This window comes from Rhizobium sp. 10PS4, assembly GCF_032464805.1.
In the GTDB taxonomy this organism is placed as follows: domain Bacteria; phylum Pseudomonadota; class Alphaproteobacteria; order Rhizobiales; family Rhizobiaceae; genus Rhizobium; species Rhizobium laguerreae.
The window spans coordinates 257,525-279,594 of record NZ_JAWDIW010000012.1 but is presented as its reverse complement, the minus strand read 5'-3'; the positions used below and the strand labels follow the sequence as shown (position 1 = coordinate 279,594).

The 22,070-nt window shown below is 60.6% G+C and carries 15 protein-coding genes; 2 read left to right on the top strand and 13 right to left on the bottom strand.

Annotated elements, in window-relative coordinates:
- Positions 1–25: 25 nt before the first annotated feature.
- Complete coding sequence (locus RWJ89_RS23495) at positions 26–2,170, top strand: peptidase domain-containing ABC transporter (protein WP_131665648.1); 2,145 nt, start codon at positions 26–28, stop codon at positions 2,168–2,170.
- A complete protein-coding gene (locus tag RWJ89_RS23490; protein WP_316031508.1) occupies positions 2,167–3,624 on the top strand; it encodes an HlyD family type I secretion periplasmic adaptor subunit in 1,458 nt (485 codons plus the stop codon). Before RWJ89_RS23495 ends, RWJ89_RS23490 begins: the two co-directional genes overlap by 4 nt.
- A gap of 1,102 nt (positions 3,625–4,726) precedes the next feature.
- Here RWJ89_RS23490 and RWJ89_RS23480 read toward each other — a convergent pair.
- The 13 genes from RWJ89_RS23480 to RWJ89_RS23420 all read right to left on the bottom strand — a co-directional run bounded on the left by RWJ89_RS23480 (position 4,727) and on the right by RWJ89_RS23420 (position 22,069).
- Entirely contained in the window at positions 4,727–5,797 is a 1,071-nt protein-coding gene (locus RWJ89_RS23480; protein ID WP_316031507.1) for a lipocalin-like domain-containing protein, read from the bottom strand.
- Complete coding sequence (locus tag RWJ89_RS23475) at positions 5,787–8,189, bottom strand: FtsX-like permease family protein (protein ID WP_316031506.1); 2,403 nt, start codon at positions 8,187–8,189, stop codon at positions 5,787–5,789. The genes RWJ89_RS23480 and RWJ89_RS23475 overlap by 11 nt, the downstream gene beginning before the upstream one ends.
- Positions 8,186–8,845, bottom strand: coding sequence for an ABC transporter ATP-binding protein (locus tag RWJ89_RS23470; RefSeq protein WP_222000253.1), 660 nt, complete (start codon positions 8,843–8,845; stop codon positions 8,186–8,188). The genes RWJ89_RS23475 and RWJ89_RS23470 overlap by 4 nt, the downstream gene beginning before the upstream one ends.
- A gap of 418 nt (positions 8,846–9,263) precedes the next feature.
- Positions 9,264–10,193: an XdhC family protein gene (locus RWJ89_RS23465; protein WP_222000252.1), complete on the bottom strand. Its 930-nt coding sequence runs from the start codon at positions 10,191–10,193 to the stop codon at positions 9,264–9,266.
- 284 nt (positions 10,194–10,477) lie between these two features.
- A complete protein-coding gene (locus tag RWJ89_RS23460; protein WP_222000251.1) occupies positions 10,478–10,897 on the bottom strand; it encodes a DoxX family protein in 420 nt (139 codons plus the stop codon).
- Positions 10,898–10,986: 89 nt separating this feature from the next.
- Positions 10,987–14,133, bottom strand: coding sequence for an efflux RND transporter permease subunit (locus RWJ89_RS23455; RefSeq protein ID WP_316031505.1), 3,147 nt, complete (start codon positions 14,131–14,133; stop codon positions 10,987–10,989).
- A gap of 9 nt (positions 14,134–14,142) precedes the next feature.
- Complete coding sequence (locus RWJ89_RS23450) at positions 14,143–15,354, bottom strand: efflux RND transporter periplasmic adaptor subunit (protein WP_244735607.1); 1,212 nt, start codon at positions 15,352–15,354, stop codon at positions 14,143–14,145.
- A gap of 189 nt (positions 15,355–15,543) precedes the next feature.
- Positions 15,544–15,678, bottom strand: coding sequence for a hypothetical protein (locus RWJ89_RS23445; protein ID WP_260685545.1), 135 nt, complete (start codon positions 15,676–15,678; stop codon positions 15,544–15,546).
- 342 nt (positions 15,679–16,020) lie between these two features.
- Positions 16,021–17,553: an ATP-binding protein gene (locus RWJ89_RS23440; protein ID WP_131665772.1), complete on the bottom strand. Its 1,533-nt coding sequence runs from the start codon at positions 17,551–17,553 to the stop codon at positions 16,021–16,023.
- The gene (locus RWJ89_RS23435) at positions 17,550–18,278 is read right to left on the bottom strand and encodes a response regulator (RefSeq protein ID WP_026158848.1); all 729 of its coding nucleotides are present in this window, start codon (positions 18,276–18,278) and stop codon (positions 17,550–17,552) included. Before RWJ89_RS23435 ends, RWJ89_RS23440 begins: the two co-directional genes overlap by 4 nt.
- 23 nt (positions 18,279–18,301) lie before the next feature.
- A complete protein-coding gene (locus RWJ89_RS23430; protein WP_316031504.1) occupies positions 18,302–18,811 on the bottom strand; it encodes a hypothetical protein in 510 nt (169 codons plus the stop codon).
- Between the two features lie 130 nt (positions 18,812–18,941).
- Positions 18,942–21,056 (bottom strand): xanthine dehydrogenase family protein molybdopterin-binding subunit, encoded by a 2,115-nt coding sequence (locus RWJ89_RS23425; RefSeq protein WP_222061970.1) that lies wholly within the window; start codon positions 21,054–21,056, stop codon positions 18,942–18,944.
- Positions 21,056–22,069 carry an FAD binding domain-containing protein gene (locus tag RWJ89_RS23420; protein WP_025398349.1) on the bottom strand — a complete coding sequence of 338 codons (1,014 nt, stop codon included), beginning with the start codon at positions 22,067–22,069 and terminating at the stop codon, positions 21,056–21,058. Before RWJ89_RS23420 ends, RWJ89_RS23425 begins: the two co-directional genes overlap by 1 nt.
- Between the last annotated feature and the right edge of the window lies 1 nt (position 22,070).

Sequence of the window (22,070 nt, the reverse complement as noted above, 5' to 3'; positions counted from 1 at the left end):
GGTCTCGTATTGTTTCGGGTGGGCCATGAGTGGTTTTCTGCATACCAACCTGCACTGTCTTGCACTGGTCGCGCGTCATCACGGCGTCGATCTTGCTCCTGAACGACTGCAGCACGATTATGCCGTCGGCAACGATCCCGTTGCCATGCGGCAGCTGCTGCGCATGGCCAAGGATGCCGGCCTCAGGGCAAGGCATCTGACGCTCGACTGGCGATCCCTGTTCCAACTCGGCGAGGCCTTCCCGGTGCTCGCCGAGCTGACGAACGGCAACTGGGTGGTCATCGCCGGCGCTGTCGGGAGCGGGGAGGATGAGAGAATCCGCGTTCTCGACCCGCTGGCATCACGTGCCGAAGTGATGATGCTCAGCGAAGAGCAGTTCGCCAAGGCCTGGCTCGGATCGGTGATCCTGCTGAAGCGCAACTATCGCATGTCCGATGAGGACCGGCCCTTCGGCTTCCGCTGGTTCGTCCCCGAGATCATCAAGCAGCGCAGCTTCTTCCGCGACGTTGCGCTCGCCGCCTTCGTGCTCTACGGGCTGGGGCTGACGACGCCGATCTTCTTTCAGCTCGTCATCGACAAGGTGCTGGTGCATCAGAGCTATGCGACGCTGACGGTTTTGACGGCGGGCATTGCGATCGCGCTCGTCTTCGACGCGACCTTCACCTTCCTGCGCCGCTATCTGCTGCTCTATGCGACGAACAGGATCGACATCCGCGTCGCGACCCGCACCTTCGGCCATCTGCTCAACCTGCCGATCGCGCTCTTCGAGCAGGCCTCGGCCGGCGTTCTCGTTAAGCATATGCAGCAGACCGGGCGCATCCGCGAATTCCTGACCGGCCGGCTCTTTCTCACGCTCCTGGACGGCGTTTCGCTCCTGGTCTTCGTGCCGATTCTGCTTCTCTACAGCGTCAAGCTGACGCTTGTCGTGCTCGGTTTCGCCGCCCTCGTCGGGCTCGTGGTGATGATGCTCGTCGGGCCGTTCCAGCGCCGGTTGCAGGCGCTCTACCAGGCCGAAGGCGACCGGCAGGCATTGCTGGTGGAAACCGTGCACGGCATGCGCACCGTCAAATCGCTGGCGCTGGAGCCGCGCCAACGCAAGGTGTGGGACGATTATTCGGCGCAGTCGATCTCCGTGCGTTTCCGGGTCGACAAGATCTCGACCATCGCCCAGGCGATGACCGGACTGCTGGAGAAGCTGATGAGCGTTGCCATCATCGGCCTCGGCGCGCTCGATGTCTTTAGCGGAGCGATGACGATCGGCGCGCTGGTCGCCTTCAATATGCTCGCCGGCCGGGTCTCGGGACCACTGGTGCAGATCGTCACCATGGTGCACGAATATCAGGAAGTCGCGCTCTCCGTGCGGATGCTCGGCGAGATCATGAACCAGCGGCCGGAGCAGGCGGGCCGCGGGCGAGGTGTTCGGCCGCATTTGCAGGGCCGCATCGAATTCGACAGGGTCAGCTTCCGTTACGGCCCGGATAGCGCGCCGGCGCTCGACAATGTCTCCTTCGCCATTCCGGCGGGCTGCCTCTTCGGCGTGGTCGGCAAGAGCGGCTCGGGCAAGACGACGATCACAAGGCTCATCCAGGGGCTCTATCAGAGCCAGGAAGGCCTCGTGCGCATGGATGGCTATGACAGCCGCGAGATCGACCTCGTGCATCTGAGAACGAGCATCGGCGTCGTGCTGCAGGATAGTTTCCTGTTTCGTGGCTCGGTGCGCGAGAATATCGCCGCCGCCAAGCCCGATGCCAGCATCGAGGAGATCATGGAAGTCGCCCGCATCGCCGGCGCCGAGGAGTTCATCGAGCGCCTGCCGCGCGGCTTTGACACGATGCTGGAGGAAAACGCCTCCAACCTGTCAGGCGGCCAGAAGCAGCGGCTTGCCATTGCCCGCGCGCTGATCACCGATCCGAAGCTGTTGATCTTCGACGAGGCGACGAGCGCGCTCGACCCCGACAGCGAGGCGATCATCCGCGAGAATCTGAGCCGCATCGCTGCCGGCCGCACCGTCATCATCGTCTCGCACCGGCTTTCGACGCTCGTCGATGCCGATGCCATTCTCGTCATCGATCGTGGCAAGGTCGCCGATATCGGCCGGCACGATCAGCTTGTATCGCGCTGCATGACCTATCGCCATCTGTGGTCCCAGCAGATGAGGCAGGTCGCATGAACGCGCACACCAGAAAACCCAGCGAAAACCTGCCGGTCCCTTCAGGCAATGGCCCTTCAGACAAGGTCCCTTCAGGCAAGGGCCCCTCAGGGAAGGGCAGGGAGCTCACCGCCCGCCCGCCGTTGCCGCCTGCAATTGCCGAATTCCAGTCCGACGCCGTCGAGTTGGAGGAACGCGCTCCGCCGCGCATTGCACGGATGACGCTCTACTGCGTGACGGCGCTGATTGCCGCCGCGATCATCTGGGCCTCGGTCTCGTCGATCGACGAGGTGGTGATTGCGCCCGGCAAGCTCGTCACCACCCAGCCGACGATCGTCGTCCAGCCGCTCGAAACCTCGATCATCCGCACGATCGAGGTGAAGGCCGGCGAAGTGGTGCATGCCGGGCAGACGCTCGCGACCCTCGACGCCACGTTTAGCCAGGCCGATGTCGACCAGCAGCAGGCGAAGTTCGCCGCCCTCGACGCCCAGGTGAGGCGCATCGAGGCCGAGCTTGCCGGCGACGACTACATGAAGATGGCGGGAGATACGCCCGACCAGGTGCTGCAGGCGCAGCTCTTCGGCCAGCGACAGGCCTTCTACATGGCTCAGCTGCAGAATTTCGAGCAGCAGATCGCCGGCCAGTCAGCCGCTCTTGCGGCGAGCAGGAACCAGGAGGCGGTGCTCAACGACAGGCGCGATGGGCTCTCGCAGATCGAGGCAGCGCGGGAGCGGCTCTATAACAAGCAGAGCGGCTCGCTGATCACGCTGCTCGGCTCGCGTGACGCCCGCCTCGACGTCGAGTCCGACCTGACCGCCGTCCGCGGCCGGGCCGACGAGGCCGCCCACACCTATGCCAAGCTCCGAGCCGACCGCCAGGCTTTCATCGAGGATTTCCGCCGCGCCGCAATGGAGCAGCTGGTGGAGTTGCGCGGCCAGCGCGACATGGCTGACGAGGAACTGAAAAAGATGAAACTGCGCCGCAACATGGTGGCGCTGACCGCACCCGCCGATGCCGTCGTGCTCGATCTCGCCCAGCGCTCGGTCGGTTCAGTGGTGCGCGAGGCGGAACCGGTCGTGACTCTGGTGCCGATCAACGTGCCCCTCGAAGCCGAAGTCTCGATCAACACCCGCGACATCGGCCGCGTCGCCGTCGGCAAGGAAGCCCGCATCAAGCTCGACGCCTATCCCTTCCAGAAATACGGCACCGCCTCGGGCGAGGTGAGAACCATCAGCCAGGACACCTTCCTCACCGGCCAACAGGAGCAGACAGAGACCCCGAGCCAGCCGGCCGCCCCCTTCTTCAAGGCGCGGATCCTGCTTGCCGATACCCGGCTGAATGCCGCAGGTATGCCGGTACGGCTGCTGCCCGGCATGACCGTGTCCACGGAAATCAAGGTCGGCAACCGTACGGTGATCTCCTATTTCCTGTATCCGCTGCTGCGTGGCCTCGATAACGCAATACGCGAACCGTAGAACGCGGCGGATCAGTTTGCCCCGACGAGATCCCGAGTGAGCTTCGAGGCAGATATTTCGCATCTCATAGCTACGCCTGACCTGTCCGTATGTCGGTGAAGTCGGATTTTGCCCTCGGAAGCGCGAGAGCATCGAGGCCGCTCGTCCGGATCACAGCCGGCGAACGTGTCGTGTGCTTAAGTTCATAACATGCGCCGCCGAGACCAGCGTCGTCCGACCGTCGATGACCTCATAAAATCTCGATCCGCTGCAGGTCGCGCTCGCTCAGCGCTATCAGTCCCATCGGCAATCTCCACCGTCCTCAAACGCGGGGAGTGTGACATTCCAACTTTGCAGAAACAGGACACTTTAACTTTGCGGCTACATGCAGGTGTGGCGTAATGGATATTATGGAACTCCACTGGAGTGTTAGGCTCACGTCGATCGCGCCGACGTCACTTACGGTCATTTGGAAATGAATTTCGCGGATTGCGTAGCTCAACCCCCACTGCCGCATCCGGGCGGTCCTCGAACGTCCGCTCGACCATTTTGGTATCGAAGTCTACGAAAGACCCTTAAAACCGCGCTGGAAAATGTCGGCCTGCGCTCCGGCTATCTCGACCGCTTCTCAAGCAGCTTTCGGACGGCGAGCGCCAGTGTATAGCCATCGCCCGCGCGCTGCTGGTTAATCCAAAGCTCTTGATCTGCGATGAAATCCTCTCGGCGCTCGCTCAAGGAAAACATGCTCATGCTCTTCGCTCGAGCTCGCCGTCGTACAACAGCTCGCCGATACCGACACGCCGCATCGCCTCAGCAAAGACCACTACGTGTCCCGCCCACCCGCCATGCTACATCAAGGCCAGCCGGCATCGGCTGCCCGCTCGTCGGCCGCCGTCCCCGGCAGGTTGGGAGCCGACACGCCGGCGAACAAGAGCTTCAGGACCTTCGTCAACGCCTCCCCGCCCGATCCATTCAGGCGGATCAACCCCTGAAACGCTGATCAAAACACCACCGGACGCTTACTGAATAGGCCAGACTCCGGTCGATCCTGCAGGAATTTGCCGAAGGGCTGGCGAGCTTGTATCCTTCAACGAAGGAGCTGTTACCCTGTGAAAGGTAACAGCTAGTAGCCGGTCATCTCGAGATATCCGACGCCTGACGTAGAGCCCTTGAAGTTGATCGGTCCCTCCCAATAAGGCGTCGAAGTCGCCATCCAGGACTGGTCGTTCAACGGTCTGGTGGTGATATCGAGCGACTTACCCGGCACGCGTATACGCCACTCTATCGGCATTTGGCGGCCATCGACGGTTGCGTTCCGAGTTGGCTCCAGTTGGATGTCGTCTTTCGACAGAGGTGTCGTTCGCCCGTCCGCGGATATCCAGTTCGCGGAGATGAACCCGTCCTTGTCGTCACGAAGGCGGAAAGCCATCAGTTTCTCGCCGGAATTCAGGTGCAGTGAGAACCAGTCCCAGCCCGTCTGATTGGACGCAAGCGGCTGCGACGACCACTCCCGGTCCAGCCAAGCTTTGCCGGTGACCTTAACCGGCGATCCGGACGTCGTGACCGTCCCCGCCACCTCATAGAAAGGCTGCGAGTAGTAGTAGCTCGCCTGTCCGTTCGCCGACTTTACCGAAAAGCCTTTGTCACCCTGAAGAACGAGTGGCCCATTGGCTTTGAGGTTTAAGGTATAGCTGAAGTCCGACCCGCCGGCGATGGCTGAAAGGTTGCCAAAGGTGTTCGAGCCGCTTTGCTCAGTGTCCTCCATCCGCCAGTCGTCTATCCACGCGCGAAAAGGCGTTGCCTGAACGCCCGCCTGCCCGACGCCTCCCCGGCCCAAGCGCTCCGCAACATAGTGATGGCCCTGGGTGGTGATCGCTGCATGCCCGATCCAGACTTGCGGATCTGCGAAACCAGTCTTGTTTCCCGGAGCCAGCGCAGAGCGAAACAGCGTCCACTGCGCACCGTATTGCTTGCCATCATCACCGTTGAGATTGGCGGTCACATACCACCACTCAATGCGGTAATCAGGATGAGCGCCATGGTCGGCGGGGAAAGAAAGACCATTGCCACGCTCCGGGATCGCAAAACCTTGCGCATCCGATCCCAATCCGGCGAAGCCCTGTGCGAACGCCTGACCGCTTACGCAGATCATAGCCGCGGCCATCAGGAGGGACGCCAACTTTCTAACGTTCATTGGCGAAAATCCTCAGCAGGTCCGCAGGATTAATCGAAGCGAGGCGACGAACCGGTATCAGCACCGACAGCGATGCCGCTATGAAGGCGATTGCTCCCAGCCAAAGCCAATCCATTGGAAACACCGTCATTGGCAATCGCCAACCGAAGGCCTCCACGTTCACAATCTCAAGCAGGACCCACGCCAGGGCAAGACCAACCGGGACGGCCGCCACAAATGTTGTGAACCAGAGCGCAAGTGTCCGGGCAACTTCATAAAGCGCCAGATCCCGTCGCCGCACACCCATGGCCCACACCGGCGCCAGTTGAGGAAGCCGAATACCGGACAGTGTCAGAAGACTTGAGAACATGGCAAATCCTGCCACAGCAAGAGTGAGGACGTTTAACGCGCCCGTCACCTTGAATGTCTGGTCGAAGATCGCTCTCGATTGTCGCTTGAGCGAAGCCTGGTCAACGATCGCGGTATCCGACAGACCAAACTCCTCGACCAACTGGCGCTTGAGAACCTGAGCTCGCTCGGGAGCTACCCGGACCCCGTAGCGAAGTTTCGGGACATCGGGGTAATAATCGACCAGGGTATTGATGCCGACGATCACTTGCCCGTTCGGGTTCCCATAGTCAGAGTACACACCGGCCACGGTTACACTCCAACCTCCAGGCATGACCAATGGCTGGCCGAGCTTGGCTTCGCCGCGACGCCACATCTGTTCGTTGACGAGGGCGCCCTGACCGGCAGCGATCTTATCCCAAACGTCATTATCGGACGCAATCAAAGGCCAGTGCTCTCGGTAAGTTGGATCGTCCGCGACGCCAAAGATCTGGATCTGTTCGCCAAGCACCTCACCGTCCACACTCCAGATGGGCAGGACTGCCGTCGAGCGTTGCGGAAGCCAGGCTCGGAGCCGTGCAGCTTCCTCGTCATCCTTGGCCGTCACGTAAAGCTCGGCGGCCAGCCGTTGGTCCAGCCAGCCGATGAACGTCAGCCGGAAACTGGATACCATCGTGCCGACGCCGATGTTCGCCGACAATGCCAGTAGCAGAGCCATCAAAGCCAGCGACAGGCCGGGAAGCTGTATGCGGGTGTCTGCCCAGAACCATTCCATCAGGGCGCTCCGCGCCGTTCGCTGCGCTGCGGTCAGGATGACCGCAAGAAGTCCAGGCAGCATCAGAGCTGTTCCCAGAAGCAGGCAGCCAAGAACCGCAAAGCCCGCTACCAGCCCGGACGCAGTAATCGCAAGGACAGCCGCCAAGATCAGCAGAAACCCGCCGATTCCCGCCTGATAAACAAGGGACCCTGCGGATTGTCTCGCCCAGGCTCGCGGCTGCGCGGCAGCCAAAATCGGCAGCTTCCAAACCCGCCACAGGCTCTGAGCTGACGAGACAGCGGTTCCTCCGAGAGCAATTGCCAGTCCAGCCAACCACCATTCCGGCCGAATGGATAGCGAGCCTGACACATTCGCGCCGTAGAGGCCCCTGAGGGTCGCGGCGACACCCGGCATCAGAAGCCACGCAATGACGTAGCCGAGTATGACGCCGATCAACCCCGACATCAGCGCCAGCATCGAAAGCTCGATCAGGAGCAACGTGGTCAATACTCGAAGAGAGATACCAAGCGATCGAAGTGTACGAAAAGTGCCTCGACGCTGTTCGAAGCTCAGGCCCGTGGCCGAATACACGATGAAGAGCCCGACGATGAACGAAAGGAACCCGAAGGCGGTCAAGTTGAGGTGGAAGCTGTCTGTGAGGCGAGCGACGTCTGGCTGTGCAGCCGGTTCGCGGATCGTCAATCCCGCCTGATCGATTGCTTCGGCGGAAATCTTTTGATCGGCTGCGACCACCATGCGATCAATCTTCCCGTGCTTGTCGAGCAATCGATCAGCGACCGATATGTCGACGAAGGCAGCACCGTCGGGAACGTTGCCATCGATTTTGATGTTCATGTCCGTGGCGCCACGGAGCCGCTCGGCAGTCGCGCTTGACACGAGCAACTGTCCGCTGGCTGAAAAGAAGGCGGAAAGATCTGAACCGCTGGCGATCGTCGCGTTCTGGGAGTCCCTTGGCATCGTCAGAGGCTCGATGCCGATCAAACGGATCCTTATGCTTCCGAAGCGGTAGCTGCCCTCAATTACGGGCGAAACACTCAGGCCCGCTCGACGCATGCTGCCATAGACCTCAGTCGCTATGCCGTCACCATCCTTGGCGACGATCTGCCGGAGGTCGCCTTGCTCCAGAACCGATGCCGCCCGGGCATAGCTCGCTCTCGCCTCGGCGTTGATAGCCTGAACGCCGGACCAAAGCGCTGTCGCAAGCGCAACCCCTGTGACCAGCGTCAGAAGCTGGAGAGGTCTCCGACGCCAGTGTGACAGCAGGGCTGCGAATGCAACGAAGTTCATTCGGCAATCTTCCCACCGCGAAGGACCACCGTCCGGTCCAGACGAACTGCGAGCCTCGTGGAGTGAGTGACGAGAAGCAGAGCCGATCCCACTGTCCGGGCGAGATTGAGCATCAGATCGAGGACGGCATCGCCTGTTTGCTCATCCAGGTTGCCCGTTGGCTCGTCCGCAAGGATGAGAGGAGGTCGAGCAGCCAAGGTTCGCCCGATGGCAACGCGCTGCTGTTGCCCCCCGGAAAGCTGCTCGGGATATCGGGCGGTGTATTCTTCCAGCCCCAGTTCCTCGATCAACTGCCTTTCCCAAGCGTGATCGTACCGGTTTGCAAGCTTGGCGTGAAATGAAATGTTGGCTGCGACGCTCAGGGATGGGATGAGGTTAAACTGTTGAAAAACCAGGCCGACCCTCGTTCTCCGGTATCGGGCCCGATCGGTTTCTGCAAATAGCGCGAGATCGCTGCCATCCATCACGACAGAGCCGCTATCTGCACGGTCGAGCCCGCCTGCCAGATGCAGCAATGTGCTTTTGCCACTGCCGGACTCTCCGGTGAGCGCAACGCTTTCGCCCGCAGCGACTTCCAGATCGATGCCCTTCAGGATTTCAATCCGGCCCTCGGCAGTGGAATAGGATTTTCTGACGCCTGCGAGGGTGAGGATCATGGCGGTCTCTCGAGCACGGAGTTTGCAGAATGCAAAGACCTCGGGTGACCTAAGAACTTTCGAGAGGGATCGCAAGATCCTTGCGACAGCACAAAAACAGGAGATTCCTTGTCATTGCTTGATCACTAGCCACTACAAGCGGTCAAGTTCAGCCTGAAATGTGGACCTTGCGAGAACCGAGCTACCGCTCAACGCGGGCTGCCGCCTGGTATGTCCTAGCGTCGAGGGTGCCGCTGGACAATATGACGGCCGCTACTCCAACGCATGTCATTCGTGCCGGCTGGCTGCAACCGTGATCGGATCATCCCTCGTCCGTGCCTGCGGCCAACAGCATGATGGAGACGGACAGCAGATCTGACAATCGGCACTTTCTATCGGGGCTGGCAAGAGTGCCGGAGGCGGGCTCGTATCAATGGCCTCACGACTCACGAATGCCTTGCCTCATCGCGGCAATGTCGGCGAGCACCGAAAGGGCAAGGGAGGTCGCGTCGCGCGCCGGGCCGAACAGCCCGATCGGTGCCTTGATGCGATCGATGTCGGTCCTGGCAAAACCAGATCTCGTCAGCAATTCGACACGCCTGCTGTGCGTTTTCATGCTGCCCAGGGCACCGATGTAGAATGCCGGCGAGCTGAGCGCCAGTCCGAGAAGCGGCGCTTCAGCCTCGAGATCATGATGCAAAAGCACCACGGCCGTGAAGGCGTCAATCATTTTCGCGACATAGTGGGGATTGCCGTTCTCGATCCGGATCACATCGTAGCCCAGGATCGTTGCACAGCGCGCCGTGGCCCGCGCCTCGAGCGAACGACCCGAGATCAGGATGCGGGTTCGCGGAAGGAATACCGACAGAAACTCGTCTTCAAACCAACCAGATTGAACAGGCGGATCCACGGCCACGAGAGACTGATTGGACGGCACATAACGAAGGCCAACCGGCTGCCTCCGTTCCAGGCGTTCGAGGACAAGCCGGATCGCAGAAATGTCGCGCAAGACATGGATTGCAACGGTGATGCCGCCGCCGCACGGCAGGGCTATGTCGAAGAAGGGAGAGCCTTGGCCGAACATCATAGTCCGATCCCGACCCTCGGCAATCGCAAGGAGTGCGTCGAAAGCAACCGCAGCCTCCACGCAGCCGCCGGAGACATAGCCGCAGTAGCTGCCGTCAACAGCGACCGCAACCAGCGAACCCAGAGAACGAGCCGCCCCGCCTCGAATGTCGACGAGTGTTGCGATCGCGACCTCTCCTCGGTCGAAGCAGTCAACGGCAAAGCGCAAAATCTCTGACGGATCGTCCGACATCCTCGCTTGGACGGGTGCAGGAAGCGGAGTGATGGCTACCATCTCGTTCATATCAGATCCTCTCGAGGTCCGGAGCAACGGCAGGTTTTCTTCGTCTTGAAGGGGGCATCGGCAACCGTGGGGTCAGGCTGCCGATGCGGGGGAACCCGGTCCTTGGTTGTGGGGGATGAAGGAACCGGTCCGACCGAAATCTAGCGCGAACTTGTCTGATGGATTTGTCAGTGATCGCGCACTTTGTATCAATCTGTCGCACGTCCGCGGAGGGCGCCCTCGCCCGTGGAGAACCTCAGCGGACCGTCGATGACATAAATCAAGCGCCACCTCGCCCGCAAAAGTCAGTTAGACGGATCTGCCTGCTGCACGGGTGGTGCCTTCGAAGCCACCTCGTCGAGGCTCCATGGTCCCGGGCCGGCGGCGGCGATGTAGAGGAAGAGGAAGCAGAACAACATTGCGGTCTCGCCGCCGTTGAGGGCGGGAAAGAAGCCTTGTGAACCGTGTCCAATAAAATAAGCAAAGGCCATCTGGCCGGAGAGCAGGAAAGCGACCTGGCGAGAAAACAGACCAATCGCCAGAAGCACACCACCGATGACTTCAAGAAAGCCGGCCGCCAGAAGCAGCGCATTCAGCGGGTATTCGAACGGCGCCGGCCAACCGAACAATTTCATCATTCCATGCGTGAAGAATGATGTGGCGGCGATGATGCGCAGGACGCTGAGCAGCTGTGGTGCCGCGCCGTGGAGAAATGCCATCTGCATGTTCGGGATCCTCATCTGGCGAAGCGTATTCAAGAAAGTCGAAGAGTGCGGCTTCGCGGGCGCCGCTCGCCGACGGTCGATATGCTCTTCTATTCGGCGGGAGCGCTTACTCCCGCATCCGCGTAAGGCTTGGGATGCGGTCCGCGGCTGAACACTCGCCGGGTCACGATGAAGAGCATGGGGATGAACAATATGCCGAGGACCGTCGCCGATATCATGCCGCCCATGACACCTATACCGATCGAGTTTTGGGAACCGGAACCCGCGCCGTCGGCGATGGCGAGCGGGAGGACGCCAAGGATGAACGCGAAGGATGTCATCAGGATCGGCCGCAACCGCTGGCGCGCGGCCTCAAGCGTCGCCTCCACCAATCCCTTCCCGCCGGCTTCCTCGGTAATGGCAAATTCCACGATCAGGATGGCGTTCTTCGCCGAAAGACCGATCGTCGTCAAAAGCCCGACCTTGAAATAGACGTCATTGGCTTGTCCGAAAGTACTTGCCGCAACCAGTGCCCCGAAGACCCCGACGGGAATGGCAAGCATGACGGAGAATGGCACCGTCCAGCTCTCATAGAGCGCCGCAAGCGCCAGGAAGACGACCACGACGGAAATGGCATAGAGGTATGCGGCCTGATTGCCGGAAAGCCGTTCCTGAGCCGAAAGGCTCGTCCATTGGTGCGAAAAACCCGCAGGCAGCTCTCCCACCATACGGTCGATCTCCGCCATCGCCTGACCTGAGCTTATTCCTACGGCCGCCGCGCCCTGAAGCTGTACTGCTGACACGCCATTGTATCGCTCAAGCCGTGGCGAGCCGAAATCCCACCGTCCTGTCGAGAAGACCGAAATCGGCACCATCTCCCCGCGATCGTTGCGGACATGCCAGCGGTCGAAATCGGCAGGCTGCATGCGAAAAGACGCATCAGACTGGACATAGACACGTTTGACCCGCCCGCGGTCGACGAAGTCGTTCACATAGCTGCCTCCCCAAGCCGTCGACAGCGTCGCATCGATATCGGAAAGCGTAATGCCGAGCGCGCTCGCCCGCCCGCGATCGATCGAAACGGAATATTGCGGTGTATCCTCCTGGCCATTCGGCCTGGTGCCCGACAACCTCTCATTCGCCGCAGCTGTCCTCAGAAATTGGTTACGAGCCGCCATCAGCGCCTCATGCCCGGCGCCACCGGTGTCACGTAGGAAGAAATCGAAGCCGCTATTGTTTCCGAAGCCCGGCAGGGCGGGTGGCGACAAGGCAATGACACGCGCATCGCGAATTGCGCCGAAGGCTGCCATCGCACGTCCGGCAATCGCCTGCGCAGAGGCTTCGGGTTCCGAGCGCTGATCGAAATCCTTCAAAGCGACGAACACTGTCGCAACATTTTGACCTTGGCCACCGAAGCTGAAGCCGGTAGCGCCGAATACGCCGTCGACGTAGCTTGCCTCGCTGGTCAGGTAGTATTCGAGCACCTGGTCCAGCACCCGCCGCGTCCGGTCAGCCGTCGCTCCCGGCGGAAGCTGGATAGAGGTCATCAGTCTGCCTTGGTCCTCCTCTGGCAGAAAAGCGGTCGGCAACCTCGCGAAAAGCAGGACGGTCGCGCCCGATAGCGCCGCAAACAGGACGAGCGCCACGCCGATCCGGCGGACGATCGAAAGCGTGGCGTGCTGGTAAAGTGCGGTGAACCTCTGGAAGCCGGCATTGAACCAGCGAAACGGCGCGGCCTTTTCGGATCCGGATCCGGGCGGTCTGAGGATCGTGGCGCAGAGCGCCGGCGTGAAAACCAGGGCCACCAGCACGGAAAGCACCATTGCCGAGACGATAGTGATCGAGAACTGCCGGTAGATGATTCCAACAGAACCAGAGAAGAAGGCCATGGGGATGAAAACCGCCGACAGCACGGTCGTGATACCGATCAGGGCGCCGCTGATTTCACCCATGGACTTCAAGGTCGCCTCGCGCGGCCCGAGCCCCTCTTCTTCCATGACCCGCTCGACATTCTCGACGACGACGATCGCGTCATCAACGAGAAGGCCGATCGCAAGAACGATGCCGAACATGGTGAGTGTGTTGATCGAGTATCCGAACACAGCCATGACAGCAAAGGTCCCCAACAGCACCACAGGTACCGCAAGCGTCGGGATGATCGTCGCGCGCAGGTTCTGCAGGAAAACGAACATGACGATGAAGACGAGGATGACAGCCTCGATCAATGTCACCACGACGCTCTCGATCGACAGGCGCACGAAAGGAGACGTGTCGAGGGGATATTTGACCTCTACGCCTGGGGGGAAGCTACCTCTGTAGCTTTCGATCTCGGCGCGCACCGCCTCTGCAGCTTCAAGCGCATTTGCGCCGGCCGCCAGGCGGAAGCCGACGCCTGCGGAGGGATGACCGCTATAGGTTCCGCTCGTGGTATAACTCTCGGAGCCAAGTTCGACCTCAGCAACGTCATTCAATGTCACGACCGAGCCATCGGAAGCGCGCGCGAGGATGATTGCCTCGAACTGCTCCTTGCTCTGGAGACGGCTTCCCGCAGTCACGGTGGCATTGAGCTGTTGGCCCTGCCGCTGCGGCAGAGCCCCGAATTGACCGGCGGCCACCTGCGTGTTTTGCGCTCTGATCGCTTGCGTCACATCAGTGACCATAAGCCCATGCTGGGCGAGCCGGTCGGGGTCAAGCCAGATGCGCATGGCATAGCGGGAGGAGCCAAGCAGTTGCACCTCGCCAATGCCTGGCACGCGCCGCAACGAGTCCATGAGGGAGCTGTCGACAAAGTCGGCGATATCCGTTCCGGACAGACTGTCGTCCTCAGACAGGAAGGAGGCGATCAGGAAGAAACTGGACGTCGACTTCGATACCGTCAGCCCCGTGTCCTGGACCGCGCTCGGCAAACGTGCCTGGACGAGCTGGAGATTGTTCTGGACCTGCATCTGTGCGACATCGGGGTCGGCGGCGCTCGTAAAGGTCAATGTGATCGACGCCTCGCCGGTGGAGGATGAGTTCGAGGACGCATAGTCCAGATTTTCGATGCCCGTCATGCCCTGCTCGATCACCTTAGTCACCGAGTCCTCGACGGTCTTCGCGTCGGCGCCCGGATAATTGGCGGTGATGCGAACCGATGTGGGAGCAATCTGCGGATACTGCGATATGGACAAGGTCGTGATTGCGATCGCGCCTGTCATCATGACGGCGATTGCAAGCACCCATGCGAAGATCGGGCGGCTGATGAAGAAACGCGACATGGCGCCGCCTCACCGCGTTACGGCGTCAGGCAACCGCACGGAAACCTCTGCGGGTTTTCCTGCAGATGGCCGACCCGCCTCGGCGACGGCAACGAACTCCCCCGTCTCGTTATCGACGGTCACTGCGGTGACTTGGACCTCTTCGCCGATCGCCGCCCTCTGGAGGCCCTCGACGACGACACGATCACCCTCCCCGACGCCAGCGGTCACCAACCAATTGTTGCCGATGCCGCGCTCGACGGCCAGAACACGTTCCTCGATCTTCCCGTCGGCGCTGATGAAACGCGCCGTGGCCTCTCCGCGGCTATTGCGTGAGACCGCGCGCTGCGGAATGAGCACGCTATCTTCGACATAGCCGTCTTCAACGAGTGCCCGCACATACATCCCGGGCAGGAGCGCGCCTTCCGGATTGGGGAAGACGGCGCGCATCAGAACCATGCCGGTCGTTTGCGATACGGCGCCGTTGCGGAACTGCAACTTTCCGGGATGGCCGTATTTGCTGCCGTCTTCGAGCCGGAGTTCGACGGTCACCGAGCCTTCCTGTGGCTTGATATCCTGCGACGCGAGTGCCTTGTTGAGCGCGAGAAGGCTGGCGCTCGAGCGCACAAGGTCGACATTGATGATGTCCGTCTGGCGGATCGTCGTCATTGGCGACGCCTGGTCTTCGGTAACCAGCGCACCCTCGGTCACATTTGAAGCGTCCACACGCCCGCTGATCGGGGCGCGGACCTTGGCATATTCCAGTTCGATGCGGGCGGTTTCAAGAGCTGCCCTGGCAGCGGCGACGTCCGCCTCGGCCTGCAGCATCTGTGTTCGTGCCTCATCGAAATCCTGGCGGCTGACGACACTGCTCGCACTGAGGCTCTCATAGCGCTGCGAGCGCGCTCGGGCGCTCGGAAGGGCACTTTCGGCCCGCTGCACAGCAGCCTCGGCATTGCGGTAGGAGGCCTCGAACGGCATGGGGTCAAGTTCGTAAAGGACGTCTCCGGCTTTTACCAAGCCGCCCTCATCGAAACTTTGCCTGAGAATGATGCCGGACACGCGAGGGCGGACCTCCGAAACCATCTGTGCACCGGTACGGCCCGCCAATTCTGTCGTCAGTGTCACTGCCTGGCGATGCAAGGTCTGCGCGCTGACTTCAGGTTTCGAACGAGCTGGCCGCTCCTGTGCTGCCACGTCAGCGTTGCAACTTGAAAGCAGGGCCGGGAGGCAAAAAATCATGGCAACATAGACGGTCGAAAAGCATTTGGCTCGCATCATCGAACACCTTTGCGCGGCTGTGAACGGTCTTCACGCGAGGCGGGCGCCCATGCGCCCCACCAGGATCGCGATCGGCGGGAAATTAAGCCGGCTCTGTCGCACGGGTGTGCCGAACGCGACCAAAACTGTAACCAAGTGTATCAACCACCATCAATTGCCCGCCAGGCTGATGACGGCCGTCAGTGAGATGAGGGAGGCAAACAGAATGATGTCGGCCAACACTCCTCTGGCGATCGCCGAAATGCTGTGTTGTTCGACTCTGTAGCTGTTGTTCTGATCTGCCATGACCATTCCTTTCCATGTTGATCGCGCGTCGGTCGATCGGCCCGTGGTCTCCATCGGGGGCTGGAAGCGCAGGGCGGCCAACCGACGATCGTCGAGGCGACGATTGAAAGACGCCCGTCTTGTTCGCGCCTTGTGCTTGATGAGGGGAAGGTTAGTTCGGCCTTGTCGCAGAGCTTTGCCGCAGACGAGTCAAAATGTAATCAAGTGTCGCAGCATGAGCGGCGAGGCTGCGGCACCGCTACCAGAATAGCTGTCCAAGGTGCACTTTCGATCGACACGCATGAATGTGGATGGTGGCTGCCGCCTGCCGAGGGTGACGATGGAGGTGCAACGGCGCCGAGATCAATGTTGCGTCCGCGGCTTTGTCGGCTTCTCGGCAAGGTTCGGCGCACGGAGCCCAATCGACCCGCGCAGGGATTTCCAGTCGCGCCCCTTGGGGACAGCAGGCGTTTCCACACGGCCATCGCGTGGCAGAGAAAGAACGGCTTGCATGCCGCCATCTCCTGTTGTGAAGGAAATGTCACCGCCATGTTGCCTGGCTGCAGCACGCGCGATCGATAGGCCAAGTCCAATCCCGCCGGTGTCGCGATTGCGCGAAGCCTCGAGCCGGAAAAACGGCGTGAACACCTTTTCCTTCATAAGGTCGGGAATGCCTGGACCGCGGTCCTCGACGACGATGTCGATGGTCGCAGCCGTGTGCCGGATGAAGACCCGCGCCTCTCCGCCATATCGCACGGCGTTTTCGACGAGATTTCGCACAGCGCGTCTGAGACCATCAGGCCGGCAGCGATAGGACAATTTCACGCCTTCGACGAAACTGACAGGCTTGCCAAGATCGGACTGGTCGTCGCAGATGCTTCCAACCAGCGCTTCCAGATCGATGTCGCGCGTTTCCTCTTCCGTCGATTCCCCACGCGCAAAAGAAATGGCGGCCTCGGTCATGCCCTGAAGTTCATCGATCGTCGACAGCATTTTTCGCTGGATCTCCTGATCCTGCACGAACTCCGTCCTCAGTCTCAAGGTCGTCAGGGGCGTTCGCAGATCGTGACCGATCGCGGCCAGCATCTTCGTTCTGTCTTCAAGGAAACGGTGCAGCCGGCCTTGCATCTTGTTGAAGGCTTCGGCGGTGCGCCGGACCTCTTCCGGTCCTTCTTCCGAAAGCGGCGGCAGGTTTTCTCCCCGCCCCAAGGCTTCGGCCGAGGTCGCAAGATGTCGCAACGGTCTTGATATGCGGCTGGCGAAGAACACGCCGAGCAGAGCCAGGATGAGTGCCGTCAGGCTGAGCGAGGCGAGCGACGTGGAGGTCCACCAGCCTCCAGTCTGTCGCATATAGAAGGCTGCGTTCAGCCAGGTCCTCTCATCGACCTTGATGACAAGGCCATAGCCCCGCGAGCCGTCGAAATAGACATATTTGATCGGCTGCGGGAGCGCCCAGAGGCTCTGCATTGGAACGCGCCATCCCTCACCGCCGTTCGACGCTGCGACCCTCTTCGCATCAGGGACCTGCGTCCTGGCTGAGCCATCTTGAAAGATCCTGACGAGGTCCACGAAATTCTCCAGAGGCCGGGAAAATTCGGCGGCAGCCGTCAGGCGCCAGGCGGCGGGGTCTTCCGCTTCACGATCGCTCACCCAAAAACGCGAGTCCCTCGTCTCGCTCGCAAGCAGAGCCTGCTTTTGATATTCGGGCGGTACGGTTTCCACCAGTCGGGTCAGCGTGCGCGCTCGACTGAGGAATTCGCTCTTGGCTGCAGCGTCGAGAGCTTTGGAATGCTCCTTCCAGGAGATTAGAAATGTCAGCGCCTGGGAAATGATCAAAGCCGCAAGCGTAAACGCGATAAGTTGCGTCGCCAGGCTTCTGTTCCAGAGGTGGTTCATTCGAACGCCACCTCGGCAGCCAAGCTGTAGCCGCCGCCCCAATGCGTCTTGATGATCGACGGATTTTTAGGGTTCTCTTCGATTTTTTTGCGAAGCCGGCTCACCTGATTGTCGATGCTGCGATCGAAGATGTCGGCCGTCCTGCCGACGGTCAGATCAAGCAGCTGTTCGCGGCTCAGGATCAGGCCGGGCCTTTCGATGAAGACTTTCAGCAGACGGAATTCGGCAGTGCTCAAGGGTATTCCAACGCCGTCGCTACCGGAAATTTCCTGACGTCCCATGTTGACGCGCCACTGGCCGATGCGGACGGCCCGTTGCTGCTGTGTCATGCGCTGCTGTGTCAGCGGATTGCTCGCACGCCGAAGCACCGCCCTGATGCGAGCCAGGAGTTCGCGGGGGTTGAATGGTTTCACGACGTAGTCGTCAGCGCCAAGTTCCAGTCCGATGATACGATCGGTATCTTCGACCAATGCGGTCAAGAAAATGATCGGGATGTCGGTCGCGGCACGCACCTGACGGCACACGCTCAATCCGTCCTCGCCCGGCATCATGACATCGAGAATGATCAGGTCCACCACCTGGCGCTCGCGCTCGAGCAGGCGTCGAAGGGCCGCGCCGCTTTCTGCCACGCTCACCTTGTAGCCTTGCTGCTCGAGATACTGTCGAACCAGATCTCGGATATCGCTGTGATCGTCGACAACCACGACATGCGATGAATTCTGCATCTGCATAACCTCTTGAGCTATTTTTACAGAAGAGAGCGCGGTTCGCATCGAAAAAAGTGTATCAAAGTTTCACAGCGGTTCGGCCAAACCCATTTTCTCACATGTCCTAAAAGGATCTCAAATGGCCGCCTCGGGATCGAACGCCCCTTCGCTTGCCGGATTATGGGGACCACGACTGCGAACTCAACGGCGTTGTCGTAAAATTGGTGACCGCGGGTGCAATGGAAAGTGGCCGGCATCTGGCAAGAAGCCTGTTTGGCTCGGTGTATCGGACGCGTGACCGATACGGCGAATTCGCTGCAGGCTGTTTGCAAGATGCCTGCGACGTCGATAAGCTCAACTGTCTCTGTCGCATAGTCGTTTCGAGGATAATTCAGGTTCTCGACGAGCAGGCTCTCAATCCGATCGATATCGGAGAGCAGGCGTCCTTCTGACCGCTTTCCCGTCCGCTCCACGCGCAGTTTCAGCCGCGTCAGCGCCGTGCGCAGATCATGACCAATGCCCCGGAGCATGTGGGTGCCTGCTTCGATCATTAGACGGATCCGGCCGGCCGCCATGGGACAAGTTTCTACATGGGAGCGCCACAACGACAGAGGCGATCCGTCGACCAATACAAATAGTCATTTGGACCCGCATGACGCAGCGCTTGGCGGCCGACTTTCTTCAAAGGACATCTTCGATGCGGATCGGCAGCTTTCTGACGCGTTTGCCCGTCGCGTGATAAATCGCATTGGCGATCGCAGGAGCGGTGCCGAGCATGACGAGTTCGCCCATTCCCTTGACGCCCACCGAATTGACCATAGTGTCCGGTTTGTCGATGAAGCCAACGTCGACGTCACCGATGTCGGCGTTAACCGCCATGAGGTAGTCGGCCAAATCAGCGTTGAGGTAGCCGGCAAACCGCGGATCGACGTCAGTCTCCTCGCGAAGCGCCGTGCTGAAACCCCAGACAACGCCGCCATACATCTGCCCACGAGCGGTCACCGGACTGACGACCCGGCCGACATCGGCAATGCTGACCACCCGCGGCATGCGGATGCGGCCCGTTCTGGGTTCGATATGAATCTCGACGAACTGGGCAATGTAACTCATTGATGTAAAGCCTGGATATTCAGGGCCTGCACCTGCACGACTCCCGGTTCGAAAGGCTTCAAGAGCGGAGGCGTCCTGCCCAGGCGCAAGCTCCGAAACCACCACTTCGATTTGGGCACGTTTTAGGCGCGCCAGTTGCTCATGCAAATTGCCTGCCGGCGGGTTCGGTCCCGCAAGCTCATCAAAGCGGGCGCGCAACGCCCTGACGGCCTTTGCCGTGACAGGGATGATGCTCGCCGTGCCACGCTCGCCAACGGTCATCATCTGCGGACCGACAGTCGTATCCCCAAGCAAAATCTCCAGACGATCGGGGTTGATGTCGAGTCCTTGGATGATTGTGTTCGCGACCGCAGTCCGGATACCCTGGCCCATTTCATGCCCGGACGAAATCACCCGTGTCGTGCCGTCTGCACGTACCCGCAGTGTCGTCTCGGCAGCTGACCCCGACGCCCCGAAAATCCCGCATGCGACGCCGTATCCGACCATCGTGCCGTCATCCAGTCGCATCGATCCCGGTTCAGCTGTTCGCCGGCTCCAGCCGAAGCGCCTTGCACCTTCCCGCAGGCAGTCATTCAGGAAATGCGGCGACAGCGACTGCCCAGCGATGATGTCCTTCGTTGCTTCATGCTCGAGACGAAGTTCAACCGGATCTTTGCCGAGCTTGTAAGCCATCTCGTCGATCAGGCTCTCCAGCGCAAACCCGGCGGGGAACGGATGCGTCCCGCGGGTGTGTCGCGGCATCTGGCGGTCGATATGGATATCGCCGGCCGTCGCTCGAAAATTTTCGATGGCATAAAGACGCGCGATATCCTCATGGTAACCGCTTGAGCGGAATCCGCCGTCAGGGATATTTTCTTGCACCACATCATAGAGGATGGCGTCCAAGCGCCCCTGCGCGTCGGCGGCGAGACGGATATTGTGAACACTGCGCGCCCGGTAATTGGCGATATGGAACAACTGCCCACGCGGTGTGACCAGCTTGACCGGCCGCCCTGTGAGTCTGGCAGCCTGAGCAACCAACGCGGATTGAAGCTTGGGAGGAGATTTCTGCCCGAACCCACCTCCGACATGTTCGGATTTGACCGCAACCTGGTCCGGAGCAAGGCCTAAGGTCTTAACGAGTGCGCCCTTGGCCGCCTCAATATTCTGGCAGCCCTCATGGACCGTCAGTCGCCCGTTAGACCATTCCGCGACCGTCCCGAACAACTCCATGGCGTTATGGTGCTGGGTTGGCGTCTCGAAAGTGCCCTCGACAATGACGCCTGCATTTTCAAACGCCCTGTCGACGTCGCCTGTATTAAAGCCTTCTGCGGGGACGCGTTGTGCACCAGGACTGGTCATCAAGGGCACGAATGGTGCCGCTTCGTAGTCAGCAGATATGGCTTCAGCACCTTCGATCGCGGCCTCGATCGTCTCAGCGACAACCAACGCGATCGGCTGCCCACGAAACAATATTTGTGGACGAAGTGAGGGAAAATCGCCGATGGACAGGACATGAACGACGCCGGGGATTTTGGTCGCCGCGGTGACGTCAACTTTTGTGACTTTGCCTTTCGCAATGGTGGCAGGGACCAGCATCGCATGCAGCATGCCGGGCAGCCTGATATCGGCTGCGTACGTCGTGCGGCCCCGTACCTTATCCCTGGCGTCGACGCGGGCGATTTCTGAGAAGGTTTGTGACGGCATCACGCTCTCCTTTCCGCGGCAATCATCAAGGCATCGGCAACAACCCGGGCTCCCAGATCGGACTTGAAGGCGTTATGCTGGCCCGGACGCGCATCCTTGAATGCGGCCCGGCCAGCTTCAAGGGCGAGCTCGGGCGTCAATTGCTTGCCGCGCAGCATCTCTTCGGCACTCTGCGCTCGCCATGGGATCGTTGCGACCCCGCCAAGCGCGATGCGGGCCGTTCGGACATCGGCTCCTTCCATTTCGACCACAGCTGCGGCGGATGCCACCGCGAACGCAAAACTCTCCCGGTCGCGAATCTTGTGATAAGTCGAGGAACGGCTTGGCGCTTTCGGGACGGTAATGGCCGTGATCAATTCGGCTGGGGCTATATTGAATTCCAGATGTGGCGTATCGCCGGGCAGCCTGTAGAAGTCCGAAATCGGGACGGTCCGCGTTCCTGCGGGTCCATGAATTTCGACCGATGCACCCAGGGCCGTCAACGCCACTGGCCAGTCGCCCGGTGAGACCGCGATGCAAGCGTCACTCACGCCAAGGACCGCATGGCCTCGGTCCAACCCGCCGATTGCCGCGCAACCGGAACCGGGCACACGCTTGTTGCAGGGATACACGCCGACTGTAGACAGTGACCCCGCGCCGTTGCGGAAATAGGGACAGCGGGTTCGCTGAAGCAGGTTGCCACCCACTGTGGCCATATTGCGCAATTGCTGCGAGGCTGCTTTCAGCAAGCTCTCGGAAAGGACCGGATATTCGTCTCGCACCACTGGTGCGTAAGCGACGTCGCTCATCAGCGCCAAGGCACCAAACCGCAATACGTCGCCGTTCGTGTCGATCGTGTTTAGGCCCCCGATGCCGGTAACGTCGATAAGATGCGTCGGTCGCTCCACCCCGAGCTTCATCAGATCAAAGAGCGTTGTGCCGCCGGCGATGTAGCGCGCGTCTCTGCCAACTGCAGCAAAGGCTTCGACGGCTGCTTCGAGGCTGTCCGCCCAGGTGTAATCGATCGCTTGCATC

Excerpts from the sequence above, each read along its gene's own strand:
- RWJ89_RS23490 (WP_316031508.1), top strand. The coding sequence starts at position 2,167 with ATGAACGCGCACACCAGAAAACCCAGCGAAAACCTGCCGGTCCCTTCA.
- RWJ89_RS23470 (WP_222000253.1), bottom strand. The coding sequence starts at position 8,845 with ATGATCCTCACCCTCGCAGGCGTCAGAAAATCCTATTCCACTGCCGAG.
- RWJ89_RS23455 (WP_316031505.1), bottom strand. The coding sequence starts at position 14,133 with ATGTCGCGTTTCTTCATCAGCCGCCCGATCTTCGCATGGGTGCTTGCA.
- RWJ89_RS23445 (WP_260685545.1), bottom strand. The coding sequence starts at position 15,678 with ATGGCAGATCAGAACAACAGCTACAGAGTCGAACAACACAGCATTTCG.
- RWJ89_RS23425 (WP_222061970.1), bottom strand. The coding sequence starts at position 21,056 with ATGCCGTCACAAACCTTCTCAGAAATCGCCCGCGTCGACGCCAGGGAT.
- RWJ89_RS23430 (WP_316031504.1), bottom strand. The coding sequence starts at position 18,811 with ATGATCGAAGCAGGCACCCACATGCTCCGGGGCATTGGTCATGATCTG.
- RWJ89_RS23460 (WP_222000251.1), bottom strand. The coding sequence starts at position 10,897 with ATGCAGATGGCATTTCTCCACGGCGCGGCACCACAGCTGCTCAGCGTC.
- RWJ89_RS23480 (WP_316031507.1), bottom strand. The coding sequence starts at position 5,797 with ATGAACGTTAGAAAGTTGGCGTCCCTCCTGATGGCCGCGGCTATGATC.
- RWJ89_RS23420 (WP_025398349.1), bottom strand. The coding sequence starts at position 22,069 with ATGCAAGCGATCGATTACACCTGGGCGGACAGCCTCGAAGCAGCCGTC.
- RWJ89_RS23495 (WP_131665648.1), top strand. The coding sequence starts at position 26 with ATGAGTGGTTTTCTGCATACCAACCTGCACTGTCTTGCACTGGTCGCG.
- RWJ89_RS23465 (WP_222000252.1), bottom strand. The coding sequence starts at position 10,193 with ATGAACGAGATGGTAGCCATCACTCCGCTTCCTGCACCCGTCCAAGCG.
- RWJ89_RS23435 (WP_026158848.1), bottom strand. The coding sequence starts at position 18,278 with ATGCAGAATTCATCGCATGTCGTGGTTGTCGACGATCACAGCGATATC.
- RWJ89_RS23475 (WP_316031506.1), bottom strand. The coding sequence starts at position 8,189 with ATGAACTTCGTTGCATTCGCAGCCCTGCTGTCACACTGGCGTCGGAGA.
- RWJ89_RS23450 (WP_244735607.1), bottom strand. The coding sequence starts at position 15,354 with ATGATTTTTTGCCTCCCGGCCCTGCTTTCAAGTTGCAACGCTGACGTG.
- RWJ89_RS23440 (WP_131665772.1), bottom strand. The coding sequence starts at position 17,553 with ATGAACCACCTCTGGAACAGAAGCCTGGCGACGCAACTTATCGCGTTT.